Below are 15,866 nucleotides of genomic sequence, written 5' to 3'. Positions count from 1 at the left end.
TTCTGATAGCACCCTGAGCGGCGAACCCCCAATGTAGCTGTGATATACCCCTACCCCCTATCAATATAATTATACCACACGCCAATAATGTTGAAATTACAAGCTAATGATATGATACGCGTGTGAATATTGACACAATCGCTGTATTTCATAATAATAGGGGTATACGTATACAGGGGGATTTTATGGCGTCGTACTCGGCCGATAAAGAAAAAATCTTATCACGGCTAAAACGCATTGAAGGGCAGCTTCGCGGCATCCAGCGAATGGTTAAGGATGACAAGTATTGCGTCGATATCCTGGTGCAAATCTCTTCCGTATTAGGTGCCACACAAAGAGTCGGTTTCATTATCCTCGATGATCATATTAAGGGCTGTATTAGAAACGCCCTTGTAAATGGAGGCGAGGATGCTACCATCCAGGAGCTTATCGATGTAATCGAGCGTTTTGTAAAAGCTTAGACATCGGTAAAGATCGCACACTCGGTTAGCCGCATACCGTCAATATCGTTTGCCTTTATATCTTCCACTATGCGTCCGTCCCTTAGCGTAATAAGGCGGCCGGCATCGCGGATTGACTCTGGATTATGTGTGACCATAATTATCGTCTGGCCCTCTTCATGGAGTTTCTTAAAAAGCTCAAGGACTTCGTTCCCTGTTTTGGTGTCAAGACTCCCCACCGGTTCGTCGGCAAGAAGTATTGGAGGGTTGTTTACTACCGCACGGGCGATCGCAACCCTGCTCTGCTCGCCACCGGATAGCTCTGACGGAAGACGATTTACCTTATTTGCAAGTCCAACCTTTGCAAGCGTGTTTAGTGCAAGCTCTTTCTTATCTTTGTCTTTATGATTTGTGATAACCAGGGGAAGCATAACGTTCTCAAGCGCAGAAAGATACGGGATAAGCTGAAGCTGCTGGAAGACAAATCCCAGATACTCACGCCTAAAGTCTGCCCTCTTCTCCTGCGGAAGACCGTAGACTTCTATCTCATCTATGGTTAAGGCTCCGCTGCTTGGTGGGCTCATCGCCCCAAGTATCGCAAGCAGCGTGCTCTTTCCGCTGCCCGACGGACCCATAACCGCAACGTACTCGCCCTCCTCTATAGCAAAGCTGACGCCATCCAGTGCACAAACCCTCGTGCCCCCACCGCCCCCATAATATTTGCTTAAACTCTCTGCCAAAACCAAAGGCATTTACTCTCCTCCTTATAAACTTTTAAGCGCATCGGCCGGATCCATATTTGCAGCCCTTCTTGCCGGTATCAAGCTAGCCACTATGCCTATAAAGACTGCAAGACCAACAGCCATGGCCAAAACAAACAGATTAAGGTTGACGGAAAGGTCGATCTTTTTCAGGACAACCGGCAGTATATAAATCGGGGTAAATCCGGCAATGTATCCGGTAACGCCTCCAATAAGACTTAAAATAAAGGCTTCCGTAAATATAATTCTGGCGACGGTAGATTGCCGGTACCCTATCGCTCTAAATATACCGATCTCACGTTTGCGGTCACTTACCGAAGAGGCCATGGTAGTAAAAACTATCAAACCGCTGATCATGATGATTACCGCACTCACTGCCAAACCAAAATTAGCCAGCGAACCAACTGCTTTTTCTTTATACTGGACTGCCTGCTTTATAGAAGATACCGACGCCTCTGGAATCGCTCTCTCAAGGTCCTCTACAACCGTATCAATATCCCCGCCGCCCCTTGCAGAGACCTCGATTAGGCTCAAACTGCCAGCCTTATTAGCGATTGACTGGACCTGGTTTAAATCGGCAAAGATAAGACTGTCATCCTGGCTTCCTGTGCTATCCAGTATCGAAGAGACCTTAAATACCCTGCCACCATATTCAAACCTATCCCCTACAGAGAGCTTAAGCTCTCTGGCAGCATCAGCCCCGATGATGACTTCATCATCACTTCCCGGCTTTTCTCCGTTTAAGTGCCACCACCTCTTGACCGACAGTTCCTGGTTAAAATCTGTCCCGACAAGAAGTGCTCTTTTACCTTTAACTTCGGCGACTTCTAAAAGCTTAGGCGATACGGCAGCGATTTTGTCTGCGCTGGGTATTTTTTTGATCCGCTCGACATCTTCTAAACTAAGTGACTTTACGCTGTATGTATCAACGCCGGATATGTTCATGCCGCCGTAGGATAGGGACAGGTTTGAGAATGAAGGATAGATGATGATGTTAAATCCAAAGGCATCGAACTTTTTATCGATACTTCTCTGGAACCCAAGCATAGCCGTAACAATTGCAACCAGCGTGGCTACACCGACCGCCAGCCCAATCACGGTAAGGGCCATCTTTCCCTTGCGCCTTATTATATTTTTGATTGCTATGGTTTGTATGTTCATCCTTTACCTCCTTCGGAGGATTGAAAATCACAGCGCATTTATGGCCTCGGCCGGGTTAAGACGTGAGGCAAGTATTGCCGGGTACAGGCTTGCCAGAAGCGCGATGAGAACCGCTCCACCGACTGAGGCACCTGCAAGTACAGGGTCGAATTTAATTCCAACATCGATTCCGACCGCCAGCGGTGCGATTGCACTGGCACCGAAAAATCCAGCGAGGTAGCCAACCAATCCCGCCAATATACCTGCAACGCCGGTCTCTAGCAAAACAACCTTAAGGATATGGGATTTGCGATAACCAACCGCTCTGAATATCCCGATTTCCCGGCGCCTTTCTCTGACCGAGCTTAATACGTTCGTAAAAACTATTAATATAGCAACTGCGACCATCGTAGCTGATAGAATTGCCGAAAAGAGAATGAAATGGTTAATAACCAAATCCCTAGCTTCTGCGGCCTGTCTTACCGCAGATACATTAGCATTGGGCAATTTAGCACTGATTTGCTCTACGATGTCTGCTATCGGGCAATTCTTACACCAGGCGGAAACCTCAACCAGGCTTACCTCACCGGGTCTATTTAAAATTGTCTGAGCCTGTTTGAGATCAAGATAGATAAGCTCGTCCTCCTGCGTTCCAACCCGAGAGAGTACTCCGGCTACCTTAAAACTCTCACCCTGGATGTCTACACTATCTCCAACACCTAAACCTAATACCTGAGCAGCCTTTCCTCCCAACAGTAGCTCACGGTTACCACCCGGGCGGATGCCGGATTTTATATTCCACCACTTTTTAATCTTCAACTCATCGGCAAAATGTACACCGGCAATAACGCTCTTGTGTCCTTTGATGGAAACGATACCTAAAAGCTTTGGTGCAACCACGTTTATATTGGCCCGGTTCTCAATTGTGCGGATTTTAGCCACATCCGCTTCAGTAAGCGTCGCCGACTCGTATTGCAGGCCACCAACTGTAACCCCAGCATAGGTAAGCGGCAGGGTTTTGGAGTTTGGCACGACCACCATATTGGCGCCGTACTCGTCGATTTTGTCCTGCAAATCGATAAACATCGCTCTTGATATACTAAACAGGATTACGACTGTTGCCACCCCAATTGCCAACGAGACGATCAAAAGGGCGACCTTCGACGGGTGCTCTTTTATGTTCTTCCAGGTTATATGGCGCAATTTCATTTATAGCTCCTAGCTGACAGCTTTTACATCTCATGCTGATGGCTGATAGCTGACAGCTTCTATTAATTAATCGGCCTTAGTTGTCCGTTTCGGTATTCAAGTTCTTTTATAACCTTGCCATCCTTTAGGATATTTACCTGCTGGTGGCAGCCAAAGTCCTTGACTTCTGCCGTTACGTTTGAGTCGCCATAGGTTTTTGTATACCAGTCGATTGCAACCTTCTCAAGCTGTTTAAAATTGGTCTTTTCGCCGGTGGCCTGTGAGCTTGTACCACAGCAAGCCCCTCCGGCTCCGCAACTGCCAAATCCAGCCCCTGGAGCCAGATCTGCCTGAACTGCATAGTTGTTTGATGCCGGGATACTGCTTGTGTAATAGCCACCCTGGTTCTGGACATTTCCCGTGGCCACCACAGATTTTATGACCATGTTAACGATGAAAAAGGCGGCAACGAGTGCAACCCATACCGCTGCATACTTAATGATTTGCTGTTTCTTGCTGGAGGCGGTTTTGGCCGAGCTTTCCATGCTCTCCACCTCCGTGGCCCCAGTGGTAGGTCCATTAGTCTTACTTTTCTCCATTGACTTCCTCCTTAACGCTAAAAAATGCCTGACTTACTTTATTCTGAACCGACAGGCCGGTCGAGCGGCTGCGGTGTCCACTTTGCAAGGTCGGCTTCCGCGATCTCAATTTTGTCCCCAACCAGCTTATGCGGCATCTCATCAAGCGGATAGAGCTTGCAGGCACCCGAGATGCCTGCCTGGGTTTCCGGATCCCTCTTTGTGCCGCATGAATTGCACGTAAGCAGATTATCGGATTCAAAGTGCTGTTTCTTTGCCTGGCAGGGCGGGCACAGGCTTACCCCGGTAAAAAGCCTACCCGACGGCTTTATGTAAGCCAGCATGGGTATGACTTGATTATCGGAAGGTCTTGTATACTCGAAGTAGACCATCCTGCTGCTTATAACATCGCCAACGTTGATTAGAACCTTGCCATCTTTGACCTCTGGCTTGATATCAAGCGGCTCAATTGTTTTATCATACTTGATTGGCTCGGTTAGCTTGGCCGGCGCAAAGCCTTGGGTTAAGTACCGGCCTATATATTTAGCTTCCCTGGGATCTACCTGCCCAGTAGCAGCCTTATTCTTTGACCCAGCATAAAGAAAACCAGCTACTATAACCAAAAGAACAGCAGCTGCTACTGCTATATACATGGATTTGGAGCTTCCCCTTGAGCCTACAAACTGCTCTCTTTTATTCCTGGATCGGTCGTTTTTGAATTGGTCCTTTTTATCCATCCTTTTACCCACCTTCTTTGGTTTATCTTTTTAATCTCCCATACAGTGACACTAATAGGTGCCGCTGTGCTACTACAGCCAATAGTAGTTTAATTTAAAAATTTTTACTTTAAATTGCAACAGCTATAATTCTGCTCTACGCAAGCACTATCCATTCTGCACTGACTATAACTTCCAGCCTCACCAGATGGCTGGGCGTAAGCTATACCAAGCATACCGGCTACTATGACCAAGCTAAGCAGGGCACTTACTGCCAACTTATAAAAGGACGGCCTTACCTGGTCGCCAAATTCTAGAAGCCTCTGCACCCTGTGCTTGGCTGTGGCTTTATCAGAGAAAAAAGTCGCATAAGCAGGCAAAAGGTATCGCCTGCTATGAGCAGCTTTGGCCACACTTACTATTGCACTTGCCAACTCAACCGGTTTTCCAGTGACCTTTACTGCGAAATCGTCCGCCGCGTACTCCTTCTCATAAACAAAGACCCGGAACAGGTAGTGGCTAATTGGAAGCAACCACAGAAAATCCCGGATGAAGATAGCTAAGAGTATTGCCAAATTGTCACGTCGTTTGACATGTCCCACCTCATGGGCTATGAGCGATGACAACTCCGCATCGCCTAAGCTATCAATCAGTCCACTTGACAAACAGATTGTCGGCTTAAGCACACCATAGGTAAAAGCAATAGGATTTGGATTATTAGCTATCCTTACTCGTATATCTTCAAACCCCAGGTCTTTAAGAGCTGCTTGAACACGCGGGGATACAAAGTCAGAGTTTTTGAAACCTGCAGCTGCTCGCCGTGCGGAAATAATGACCGCAGCTGCTTTTAGCAAAGCAAAGGCAAGTGTTGCAAGAGCAGCACTTAAGAAAAGCTGCTGCGGATTGCCAACAACGTCGAAAATCGAGGATATTGCTCCGGTGCAGCCGCTACCCACAATATCGCAAGCCTGAGTAATCTTTTTTACCGCTATTCCTCCGGCAAACCACTTATCCATGTTGTAAGCAACCGCCAGAAGTGCAAATATACCAAGTGCACCCAGGCTTATTAAACTTATTTTTGTGTTTCTTGACGCAGTTTTAGTCATCTTAAGAGCGTTTCCTTTTTTCTTGTATCAGTCTCTCAAGCTCGTTTAACGTATCTTCGTCTTCGGTAAAATTATCAACAAAGAAGGCAAGTGCCTGCGCACCCAAATCAGATTTAAGCCCTCTTAGGACGGAGGAAAACATCGTCCGGCTGAACTCTTCCTTACTTGTTGCGGGTCTATACAGGTAGTGCTTGCCATCGCGCTCTTTATTAAGAATACCCTTATCAGCCAGGCGGCTCATTACTGTCATAACTGTCGTGTAGGCGATCTCGCGATTTCTTGCAAGCAATTCGTATATCTCGCGCACGCTAGATACACCTTTCTGCCACATAAGTTCCATTATGTCGGCTTCAAGGTCTCCAAGCACCTTTCTAATCCCCGATTCGCTTGGTCTGAAGCTACTTACCTTGAACCTTCTCACAGTTTACCCCTAGTGAACTGAATCCGGAGTTCGAAAGCCTAAAGCAGGAATACATATTAAAATCCGCCTGCGCTATCTTTTCCGGATAGCAACTAATTACTATGCTATGTAGTATATCACTTTATCTAGCAATCTGGCAAGGATATCCAGAAACTAACCGTCAAAACGTTTAAAAAATGTAAATTAAAAATCGAAAAGTAGTGCAAGCGGTAGTGCAGGGCAAGTCAGTATATGAATTTTCTGCTTCCTCCTTGGGATGGCCGCTTTAAAATGGCTAAAAGCGCCAAATGGAAAAGCTTGAAAATTGTCGTTAATTTCAAGTTTTTCAGAAAAACATCTTTTAATAAAGTAATCTTGTGATAGAATGAATCAAGAGCACATATACCGGTAGGGGGTATATATGAACGGTAGTCCAGACATTAGTATATATATGGCATTTTTCGTTGGGATTGCATCCTTTGCCTCACCATGCGTGCTGCCGCTCATTCCCGGCTACCTCTCCTTTATATCGGGCATCTCGGTCAATGACCTGGGTAGAACATCCACCCAGAACAGAGTAAGAGTCATTGCCGCAACGCTTCTTTTTGTCCTCGGGTTTACAATTATTTTTGTAGCGCTTGGAGCATCCGCTGGTTTCCTCGGTTCCTGGCTTATTTCCTACCGCGCGATTTTCATGAAAATCGCGGGTATCGTCATTATAATCTTTGCGCTGTTTTCGATGGAGCTAATAAAAATACCGAAACTCTACGAGACAAAGCGGCTAAACATGGGCAACCTTAAAATTGGCATTTGGGGAGCCCTCCCGCTGGGTGCTGCCTTTGGGTTTGCCTGGACGCCCTGTGTCGGGCCTTATTTAGGTACAATTCTTTCGATGGCGGCAACTACCAGCACCGTAAACCAAGGTACACTGCTTCTCAGCGTTTATGCGCTGGGGCTTGGAATTCCATTCATAGCAACAGCATTGTTTTTCAATACTGCTCTTGGGGCCTTCCAGTGGATTAAGAAAAACTTTAGAACAATAAACATTATAAGCGGCATACTTTTGCTTATAATGGGCATCCTTATCCTTACCGGATATTTAAATATAATTAACAACTATATCCAGGGAGTCGGAAGTTAAAGTAAACAAAGGTAAATTTTACTAAACTAAATAAAAAATACTTAAAATACCGCTAAATTACCCCATATTGGTAAAATTTGCTTGACAACTACCCTAGCATGCCAATTATAATATTCATGGCTTTGTAACTTTGTAATCGAACCATTTGCAGATTATTTTAAAATCTGCAAAATCCGGTTTGGATAATCGGTTAATACGGTTTAGTTTAAAGATTCATCCTGCAAAGCCATCCTGGTATACGAAGATACCTATTAGCATACACTTAGCAATACCTTTATGTGCACTTAAATATCCATTAAAGATCGTTCGCTTTAAAAAAAGTTAATGAATGCTAAAGTTGGCAAATGATTAGCCGATGACTTATAAAGGTATAAAGACCTTAAGAATACCTTAAATCAGTATTTAACATTCAGGACGGTTACTTAATGCAATTACCAAACTTAAAAGACATGGACCCTAAAAAGAAAAGACTGCTGTTGTATCAACTTGGAGCACTGGTTGTTCTAATCATCGCCGGTCTTTTCTTGGGTAACTCCATAGCCGCCCGATATCAAACCTGTGCGACCTGCCATGAGATGGGTGAAGCCATCAAATCTTGGCAGGGTTCATCCCATGAAAAGATTGGCTGCCCAAACTGCCACAATCCAGCTCCGGGCATAAAGGGCTTTATCCTGGGAATACCGCACAAGATTGAAAGTGTAGTGGCTCATGTTAGCGGTAATTACACCGAGCCAATTAAAGCCAAGACGCATATCAAGACCGAGGTCTGCCAGAACTGTCATGTTAGCTGGCGTGATGTTTCTCCCTCTGGTGATTTAATTATCCCACACCAGAAACACCTTGACAAAGGAATCCCTTGCGTGAAATGTCACTTTGCCGTAGTTCATGGAGCCAACCTTGAGGGCAAATTTATCAGAAGGCCGGCCATGGAGCTTTGCTTAAGCTGCCACGGCGGCGGTAACAAAAACGTTAGTGAGACATTTAATGCGCCTGTTTTAACATGTAAGAATTGCCATACTGAAAAGGCAATTCCAGAAAGTCACAAAGATGCAAAGTGGTTTGAGATACACAGCCTTGTGGCTAAAGACCCATCACATGAGGACAGTAACTGCAAGAGATGCCATGGTTGGACCCCATTCTTCTGCAGCCAGTGCCATCAGAGCAAACGCCCGTCCACCCATTATGGCGGCACTGAGTGGCGTACATACCATAGCATAAGAGCCCGTGTTAATTATAACGGTTGCCTTGTATGCCATAATAAAGAGACATTCTGCTTCAGGTGTCATGACGAAGGAACTTTCTCTGAGAAAAAGTAGGAAGGATATAAGAAGCGGTGAGCAGCTTGTTGGATAAAATAAAGGAATTCTATCAAAACCACACAAGAGTAGTAAACATAGCGGTAATAGCTGTAATCGCCCTCGTGGTTGTCAGTTACGCGGGGTTGGTCTTTACATCAACGCCAGGCTTCTGCTCTAACTGCCATGAGATGAAGCCGATGTATAAGACCTGGCAATCCTCTGTCCATGAAGAGGTAAATTGCATCCAGTGCCACGTACACCCAAGCTTGACAGCGCAGATGATTCACAAGATCGAGGCGATGAAAGAGCTCTACCTGCACTTTACTGTGTATAACAAGCCAAACCCGCCGAAGATTATCGCAAAGGATATGGAGCCAATCAATGAGGCGTGCCTGCAGTGTCACTCACTTAACAGGATGTATTCCTTCTCAGGCGACCTTAGGGTTCCACACGAGCTTCATATTAAGAAAGGGCTCACCTGCCCAACCTGCCATTCCAGAGTAGCGCACGGTGAAGCCGATCAGAGAAAGCCAAAGATGGAAACGTGCTTGACTTGCCACGATGGCAAGAAGGCTCCAAATAAATGTGGTGTTTGCCATACCAAAAAAGCGGTTCCGGAAAGCCATAAGCAAGCCAACTGGTTCCAGGTGCACGGGCAAATGTCAAAGATCGTAAACTGCGGTAAGTGCCATAACTGGAGGCCGGACTGGTGTATGCAATGCCATAAGCAAAAACCGCAGTCTCACCTAACGCTTTGGAGAAGCAAGCACGGTGACCGTGCCAAGACAGACCGTGCAGGATGCAACGCCTGCCACAAGAACGAGTTCTGTATGAGGTGCCACGGCGTACAGCCCTAGTTTAAAGACCCATCCCTGCTGGATAAATATAAATCATAAAGGCAGGAAATAAAAAGATCTAAAAAGGTAAAATGGGCTAAAATGGGCAAATCGGTTAAAACGGGCGATAAAAGAGCAAAAAGAGCGGTCAAATATTTAGTGGCCGCTTTTGTATTTCTGCTGGCCTTCTATGCGATTCCCTACATATATACGTCCAATGCTCAAAGCTGCACTAGCTGCCATTCCATGAAGCCTTATTACGACTCATGGAAAAAGTCTTCCCATGCAACTGCTGCAAACAACTGCTTCCACTGCCATGTGAAGCAAGGTACTCTGAATCTTTTCATATACAGGATAAGTTTTTACCGTGAGATATATGCAAGCATGGTAGGAGCAGATTTAAAGCCAATTGGTGCAAGCCTGCCGGGTGTAGCTTCTTGCCAGAGGAAGGGTTGCCATAGTTTAAATAGAGTTACATCAGAGTCTGGTGATATCAAGATTAACCATAAGCTTCATGTCTTAAAAGCAAATATTTCCTGCACAACGTGCCATCCAGGGGCAGCCCATCCGCGTGTTGGAAGCATAGGTGATCTGATCCCTAAAAGAAAACTTTGCTTTAAATGCCATGCCGAGCGCAGAAACGAATGCTCTTTCTGCCATAATAAGCGTTTTGCATTCTCTAGTCAGTTCTCCCACTAAACCTCTAAATGCTCATTAGAATCTCCCCTGCTTACCAACTCAGAGTTCTGTTATTTATATAATACAGGGTTCTTTTATTTACTGGTTTAAGTTATAATTGTGTTATGCATATAAGCGTAAATGCAGGAGGTAGTGTCCTGTTGCATGATTCAATAAATTTAAAGTCAGTTCCGGCCGAGTCACTGCACAGGCTGGCCCTGTATCATTGCAAATTAACCGATATGCTGCTGGCTAGGAAGAACGATACGATTACCTCCAAGGAGCTAGCCAATGCATTGGGTTTAAATGAATCGACCATACGGCGTGACCTCATGTTTATGGGAGAGACGCCGGGGAAACGCGGAAGCGGTTATAATATCAGTAGCTTAAGGCGCATGATTGGAGATTTTCTGTCGCTGCCGCAATTTGCTCCGGTTGCTTTTGTAGGCTCAACTTCCGTTGTAAGATCATTTTTCGACTACTTCCCAATTGAAAAGTTTGGCTTTACCCCTGCCGCGTTTTTTTCCGAAGACCCACGAGACCACGGCGCATGGATTTACGGTCATGAGGTTCAGGCGATTGAAGCAATATCCAAGACAATAGTCGACCTGGGAGTAAGAGTAGCTGTAGTTGCAACCCATCCTACCTGGTTGAACCACAGCATTGGCCTTCTTGTCCAGGCCGGGATCAAAAGTATCCTGGTGCTAACCCAATCGGAGGTTACAAACACGCCGCCTGGAGTCCATATCATGCAGCTTGGCATTGCTTGCGGACTGAAATCACTCTTCTATTACGCTAATTTACTGGAGCATCAGGAGCCCCCCGCAACAACCGTTGTGGACGATTAGAGCAGGATGCCTGCTGCAGCGCCCTCAGTTGACATCTTGGTTGATTCCGCTTGTTAATATAGTTATCAGGTGCTAAAATTTAGCAAAATGTTTAAATTTAATTTTCGATGGCTAAAACCTAAATCTAAGCCCCCGAAGTTCAAGCTAAAAGTCCCGGGACAAAAAACAAAACTCCCACGCTTTAGGCTAAATTTGCCCTGGCAAAAACCTAGAAAGACAGGCCCGAGCCCAAGCACATCAGAAGCGCTTGATAGCAAATACGGTGAAGCTGCAACGGAGTCGCAGGTACTTGGCCTCAAGCCGGAACCTAAATGGCCGGGATTTGGCCTTAGATCTAAGGCTCGCAGGTTTGGCGCAAAATCCGCAATGTCAGGCCCAAGACTGCCCGGCATAAAAGAGCTGCTCGGCAAATACCCGAAGGCACCCCTAATCCTGGGCGCAGTTGTGGCAATACTGGTTCTTATCGTGCTGGGATTTGCATCATCATACATCGCGCAACCAGATTTCTGTAAAAGCTGCCACGAGATGGAGCCCGCCTATGAGGCGTGGAAGGAGTCGATTCACGAGGAGGTAGATTGCAATACCTGCCATTATCCGGGATTCGTTGGCTTCTTTAAGCAAAAGGCGGCTTTGGTATCGCACATTTATTACCACTTTACCAAATCCTATGGGCAGACAGGCGGCAGCCCAACAATCAACGCTGATAGTTCGCTAAGTAAAGCAATAGATAACAATAGCTGTCTTAAATGCCATACCCCTAAAAGGGTGATCACGCCAAGAAGAACCCTGGTTATGAACCACAACATCCATATTGAAAAAGGGATCAACTGTACTACATGCCACAACCGGGCCGGGCATCCGGGAAGCGCCGGCTACAAGACTTTTATCAGCATGCAGGGCTGCTTCCGCTGCCACGGGCTTTCGAAATCGGCCATCGCACCGGGAAGGTGCACTGCCTGCCATCCAAAGAGCTTCAATATAATCCCATCAAGTGGCGAGCTGGACCATCAAACCGGAACCTGGCTGCATGGGGACCACGGCAAGAACGCTCTTAAAGATATCGGCCCGTGCATGATGTGTCATCAGAAATCGTTTTGCACAGGGTGCCATGGCGTTGAAGTTCCCCACCCGGAGAAATTTAAGAAAGAGAACCATGGCGAGATCGGCACAAAAAATCCAGAGGTTTGCCGGAAATGCCACAGGCAATCGGATTTTTGCAATTCATGTCATCACAAAGGGTATACGGGCCCTCCCGGGTCCTGGATACCAATGCATCAGCATGTCGTCAACAGAGTCGGACCTGCATACTGCTTTGACTGTCACGGACCGACATTTTGCGCTAAGTGCCATACAACTGGCCAGGTGCAGCCAAAGAACGGACCAGCAAAAAATACTTTGTCTCAGCCCAGCTGGCAACCCGATTGGGATTCCGGCAACGTAGAAATACCAAAGTGGCAAGGGCAGAATTTAATTTCACCTCCAACTAAGCCATCAGATAATCCTGAGGATGAATTACCGCTAGAAGAGTGAGAATGAATTACCGCTAGAAGAGTCGGGATATATATTAGCAAACTTACATCCAATTGTGATATTATTTACAAGTCAACGGTTGCTCGAATCTCACCTGCAAACACTGCAACTTTGTATCTGTAAATGGAGGTATTTCAGGACTTTGAGTACAGCATACTTCCACTTGCACTCTCTTGGTCCGGGCGAACCCAGGCCTAGGCAAAGTTGCGCCAGCCAAGAAAGCATGTGGGGGTGGTTGGGGAATTAAATAATGCCGATATTATAAATAAAGTCGATTGCATATCAGTTTTGGTATTGCATTCTGAGTTTTGTAAGGTAAGATATGGTTGGTAATGTTGTCAATTACTGACAGTAAATACTTGCAATCGGTGAGATTAGAGAATATTCCTTAAGGAGAGATTGCTTATATGAGCAGATGGACACCCTTTATATTAAAAGCATTAATAGTTGTCTTAGTACTAGCAGTTCTGGGTACAGGCATAGCCATAGCTCGCTACATGCTTCTCAGTGATGACTTAAACGCACCGCGCACAGAAGCCGAGCGGGCGCTCTTTTTAGCCGTTCAATCCGTAAAAGCCAACCCCAATGATGCGCAGGCAAGGATCAAGCTAGCCGCAGCCTATCTCGAGCTTGGCCGGGTAAATAATGCAGTAAAAGAGGCTAAAGTCGCAGCTCGTCTTGCACCGGATAATGGCCAGGCCCACTTTGTCTTAGGTTTGGCGCAAAAAGAGCAAAATAATCTTAAAGAGGCCGCCAAAAGTTTCGAGAAAGCAGCAAATTCAAAAGGCCAGCTCGCACCATTTTACCAGAACTGCTGGCTGGAGGCTGCCCAGGTCGACATGAATTTGAAGGACTATAAAAAGGCTGTTAAGGCTTATGAGAAAGCCCTGAGCTTTGGCCCAGAGTCATCTCCAATTCTTTACAGCCTTGGAGTGGCCTACGAAAAAAGCGGCGACAAAGTCACGGCTCTTGCATATTACAAAGAGGCGCTGGAGTATACGCCGGACTATAAGGAAGCGATAGATGCAGCTAAACGCCTAATCAAACAGGGCGTAACAACCGATAGTAAAAATACCGCCAATAATGCCGAGGGAAACAATACTCCGGCAAAAAATACGAATAAGTAGATTTCTAAGAAATAAATTGGAGGTTTGAGCATTGGCACAACTTGTAGCGACCGATGATACCTACAAAAAATACATAATGTTTATTGCCGTTCTACTGGCGGCATTAATAGCATTGCTATTTCTCTATTTTATGCTGACCAAGCCGCCGGTAGCCAAAGATGCCAGAAAGCAAGAAGATTTTACACCCCTGTTCTCCATATACGGCTTTGAGGGCGACCTTTTAAGAAGACCTTCTGGTGTTGCTATGGATGAACAGGGACGTATATATGTTGCCGATACTGGCAAGCAAAGGGTTGTTATCTTTGATGCAAACGGCAACTATGTAAACCAGTTTACTGATTACGGTGACGGAAAGTTTAAGTACAGAGACCCGATCGGTATCGCCGTTGCGCCAGACGGCCGCACGTTTGTCCTGTCCAAGACATCAAAGAAAATCGTTGTTTATAACGGGCAGTTTAAACCAATCCACGAGATAGTCTTCCCCGACCCTCCGCTGGCCCTGACAATCCACGATAGAAAATTGTATGTAACAACCGCACGGGGCATAATGATCGGTGACCTTGAAGGCAACTTGATAACCTCTTTCGGCAAAAGAGGAAAAGGTAAGGGTGAGTTCGACATGCCCGGCGGTATAACCGTCGGTCCAAACGGCGATATCTATGTCGCCGATAGCCTAAATTACCGCGTGCAGGCCTTTAATAAAAACGGAGATCCCCTATGGCAATACGGCTCCCCTATTCCGGCAGATCAAGCAGTTATGTACAGGGGCAGTGATCGCAAGTTCGGGCTTCCTTCCAGTATCACACTTGATGGTAACGGGCACCTTTACGTAGTAGATGGCTTAAGCAGTGAACTTATTGTCCTTGATACCAAGGGTAAGTTTCTGCAAAAAATCGGCGATGTAGGTCACGACGACGGTTTCTTCTATTACCCCGATGGAATCGCCTATGCCGGCCAGGGCAAGATTGTTCTGGCAGACAAATTCAATGACCGCGTACAGGTATTCCAGGTGCCTATCTCAACACCGGTAAGCGCCAAAATCTTTGACATGCTGCCATACCTGTTGCTGCTACTGCTGCCACTTGGCCTGCTATTGTTAAGAAGGTCAGGTCTGCAGGTCATCGCTTCGGAGGGTTTTATAAGTACAGCAGTCGACTCTGGCGATGGCGAGGCGCTCTCCAGAGCGTTTAAGAAACTAACAATTGTGCCAGAGGCTTTTGAAAATCTCAAACATAAGTTGCCTGAAGGGCTTAAGCTAATGGTAAAGCCGGCAAGCGAGGAGGCTCTGGCAAGCCTTTCTTCAATCAAAGGCCTCTCCAAAACCGACCTAGCAGCCTTAGCATTGGCTAGTAGCACAAAAGGCAAGAGAGTGCTTCTAACATCGTCTCAAAACCTTAAGGCCGAAGCCGAGCGGCTCAATCTAGCTACCATGAGCTACGACGAATTTAAAGAGGCCTACCATAAATCTAAGGCTGAAACCGAGGGGTCCAAGCCCAAACCGGCCAGTGAGGATGAGTAAAATATGAAGAAAATATTGCTTTTAATATCAGCGGCAGTTATGCTGGCCGCTGCCGTGATGGGATGCCAGGGGCAAACCGACGTGCCCGACCCAACGATCTCAATGCCGGAAAAAACCAGAACGGTATTAGTCTACTTTTCAACCGGCAACACGCTCGTTCAGGAAAAACACGTCGTAGCAGACAACAAGGACATCATAAAAACTGCGGTAGACGAAGTGCTTGCGGCCAAGCCGCAAGAAAACAAAGATATTGCAATTGTGCAGCCCGAGTGCAAGGTGCTTGATGTTAAAGTCGATAAGGCAGGCGTCGCAACGATTAATTTCAGTAAAGAAGTATTGGATTTCGAAGCCACGCCAAAAGAAAAGCTGTTGGCATTTGGTGCCGTGCAGGAGACCCTGAAGCAGTTTAAAGAACTTAAAGCGTTTAAGTTCCAGGTTCAAGGTAAAGAGAACGGAATAGTAAACGGCAAGGACGTAAAGAGGTTCTGGGAAGCCGTTTCTCTTAACGGGCAACCCTGGCCGCTTAAAAAATAAATCTATCACAAATGCAAGAGCTTGCT

At 46.2% G+C, this 15,866-nt stretch carries 17 protein-coding genes; 10 read left to right on the top strand and 7 right to left on the bottom strand.

Features of this window, described 5'->3' with window-relative positions; all coding sequences use genetic code 11:
- The first annotated feature begins 185 nt into the window (after positions 1-185).
- Positions 186-461, top strand: coding sequence for a metal-sensitive transcriptional regulator (locus K6T91_07835; protein MCL6472704.1), 276 nt, complete (start codon positions 186-188; stop codon positions 459-461).
- On the opposite strand, the gene K6T91_07830 is transcribed toward K6T91_07835, so the two are convergent.
- The 7 genes from K6T91_07830 to K6T91_07800 form a co-directional block, all read right to left on the bottom strand.
- Complete coding sequence (locus tag K6T91_07830; protein MCL6472703.1) at positions 458-1,192, bottom strand: ABC transporter ATP-binding protein; 735 nt, start codon at positions 1,190-1,192, stop codon at positions 458-460. The two genes, K6T91_07835 and K6T91_07830, sit on opposite strands and share 4 nt — an antisense overlap.
- A gap of 12 nt (positions 1,193-1,204) precedes the next feature.
- Positions 1,205-2,362 carry an ABC transporter permease gene (locus tag K6T91_07825; protein ID MCL6472702.1) on the bottom strand — a complete coding sequence of 386 codons (1,158 nt, stop codon included), beginning with the start codon at positions 2,360-2,362 and terminating at the stop codon, positions 1,205-1,207.
- A 27-nt stretch (positions 2,363-2,389) separates the two neighbouring features.
- Positions 2,390-3,550 (bottom strand): ABC transporter permease, encoded by a 1,161-nt coding sequence (locus K6T91_07820; protein MCL6472701.1) that lies wholly within the window; start codon positions 3,548-3,550, stop codon positions 2,390-2,392.
- Between the two features lie 62 nt (positions 3,551-3,612).
- Positions 3,613-4,128 (bottom strand): hypothetical protein, encoded by a 516-nt coding sequence (locus tag K6T91_07815; GenBank protein ID MCL6472700.1) that lies wholly within the window; start codon positions 4,126-4,128, stop codon positions 3,613-3,615.
- A gap of 38 nt (positions 4,129-4,166) precedes the next feature.
- Complete coding sequence (locus tag K6T91_07810; GenBank protein ID MCL6472699.1) at positions 4,167-4,844, bottom strand: DUF2318 domain-containing protein; 678 nt, start codon at positions 4,842-4,844, stop codon at positions 4,167-4,169.
- Positions 4,845-4,948: 104 nt separating this feature from the next.
- Positions 4,949-5,929, bottom strand: coding sequence for a M56 family metallopeptidase (locus K6T91_07805; GenBank protein ID MCL6472698.1), 981 nt, complete (start codon positions 5,927-5,929; stop codon positions 4,949-4,951).
- A gap of 1 nt (position 5,930) precedes the next feature.
- Positions 5,931-6,350 (bottom strand): BlaI/MecI/CopY family transcriptional regulator, encoded by a 420-nt coding sequence (locus K6T91_07800; GenBank protein ID MCL6472697.1) that lies wholly within the window; start codon positions 6,348-6,350, stop codon positions 5,931-5,933.
- 400 nt (positions 6,351-6,750) lie between these two features.
- On the opposite strand from K6T91_07800, the gene K6T91_07795 reads away from it, so the two are divergent.
- The 9 genes from K6T91_07795 (at position 6,751) to K6T91_07755 (ending at position 15,840) form a co-directional block, all read left to right on the top strand.
- Complete coding sequence (locus K6T91_07795; protein MCL6472696.1) at positions 6,751-7,470, top strand: cytochrome c biogenesis protein CcdA; 720 nt, start codon at positions 6,751-6,753, stop codon at positions 7,468-7,470.
- Between the two features lie 425 nt (positions 7,471-7,895).
- The gene (locus K6T91_07790; GenBank protein MCL6472695.1) at positions 7,896-8,786 is read left to right on the top strand and encodes a NapC/NirT family cytochrome c; all 891 of its coding nucleotides are present in this window, start codon (positions 7,896-7,898) and stop codon (positions 8,784-8,786) included.
- Between the two features lie 29 nt (positions 8,787-8,815).
- A complete protein-coding gene (locus tag K6T91_07785) occupies positions 8,816-9,625 on the top strand; it encodes a NapC/NirT family cytochrome c (GenBank protein ID MCL6472694.1) in 810 nt (269 codons plus the stop codon).
- Between the two features lie 81 nt (positions 9,626-9,706).
- Positions 9,707-10,303: a NapC/NirT family cytochrome c gene (locus K6T91_07780; GenBank protein ID MCL6472693.1), complete on the top strand. Its 597-nt coding sequence runs from the start codon at positions 9,707-9,709 to the stop codon at positions 10,301-10,303.
- 140 nt (positions 10,304-10,443) lie between these two features.
- Positions 10,444-11,130, top strand: coding sequence for an HTH domain-containing protein (locus K6T91_07775; protein ID MCL6472692.1), 687 nt, complete (start codon positions 10,444-10,446; stop codon positions 11,128-11,130).
- 192 nt (positions 11,131-11,322) lie between these two features.
- Positions 11,323-12,660: a NapC/NirT family cytochrome c gene (locus K6T91_07770; GenBank protein ID MCL6472691.1), complete on the top strand. Its 1,338-nt coding sequence runs from the start codon at positions 11,323-11,325 to the stop codon at positions 12,658-12,660.
- A gap of 407 nt (positions 12,661-13,067) precedes the next feature.
- Positions 13,068-13,787 (top strand): tetratricopeptide repeat protein, encoded by a 720-nt coding sequence (locus tag K6T91_07765; protein ID MCL6472690.1) that lies wholly within the window; start codon positions 13,068-13,070, stop codon positions 13,785-13,787.
- Positions 13,788-13,818: 31 nt separating this feature from the next.
- Positions 13,819-15,306 carry a 6-bladed beta-propeller gene (locus tag K6T91_07760; GenBank protein MCL6472689.1) on the top strand — a complete coding sequence of 496 codons (1,488 nt, stop codon included), beginning with the start codon at positions 13,819-13,821 and terminating at the stop codon, positions 15,304-15,306.
- Between the two features lie 3 nt (positions 15,307-15,309).
- Complete coding sequence (locus K6T91_07755) at positions 15,310-15,840, top strand: GerMN domain-containing protein (protein ID MCL6472688.1); 531 nt, start codon at positions 15,310-15,312, stop codon at positions 15,838-15,840.
- The last annotated feature ends 26 nt before the right edge of the window (positions 15,841-15,866 follow it).

It is taken from the genome of Bacillota bacterium (genome assembly GCA_023511485.1).
In the GTDB taxonomy this organism is placed as follows: Bacteria; Actinomycetota; Aquicultoria; order Aquicultorales; family Aquicultoraceae; genus CADDYS01.
Note: the sequence above shows the minus strand (reverse complement) of the source record. Positions and strands in the feature narration are given on the sequence as shown.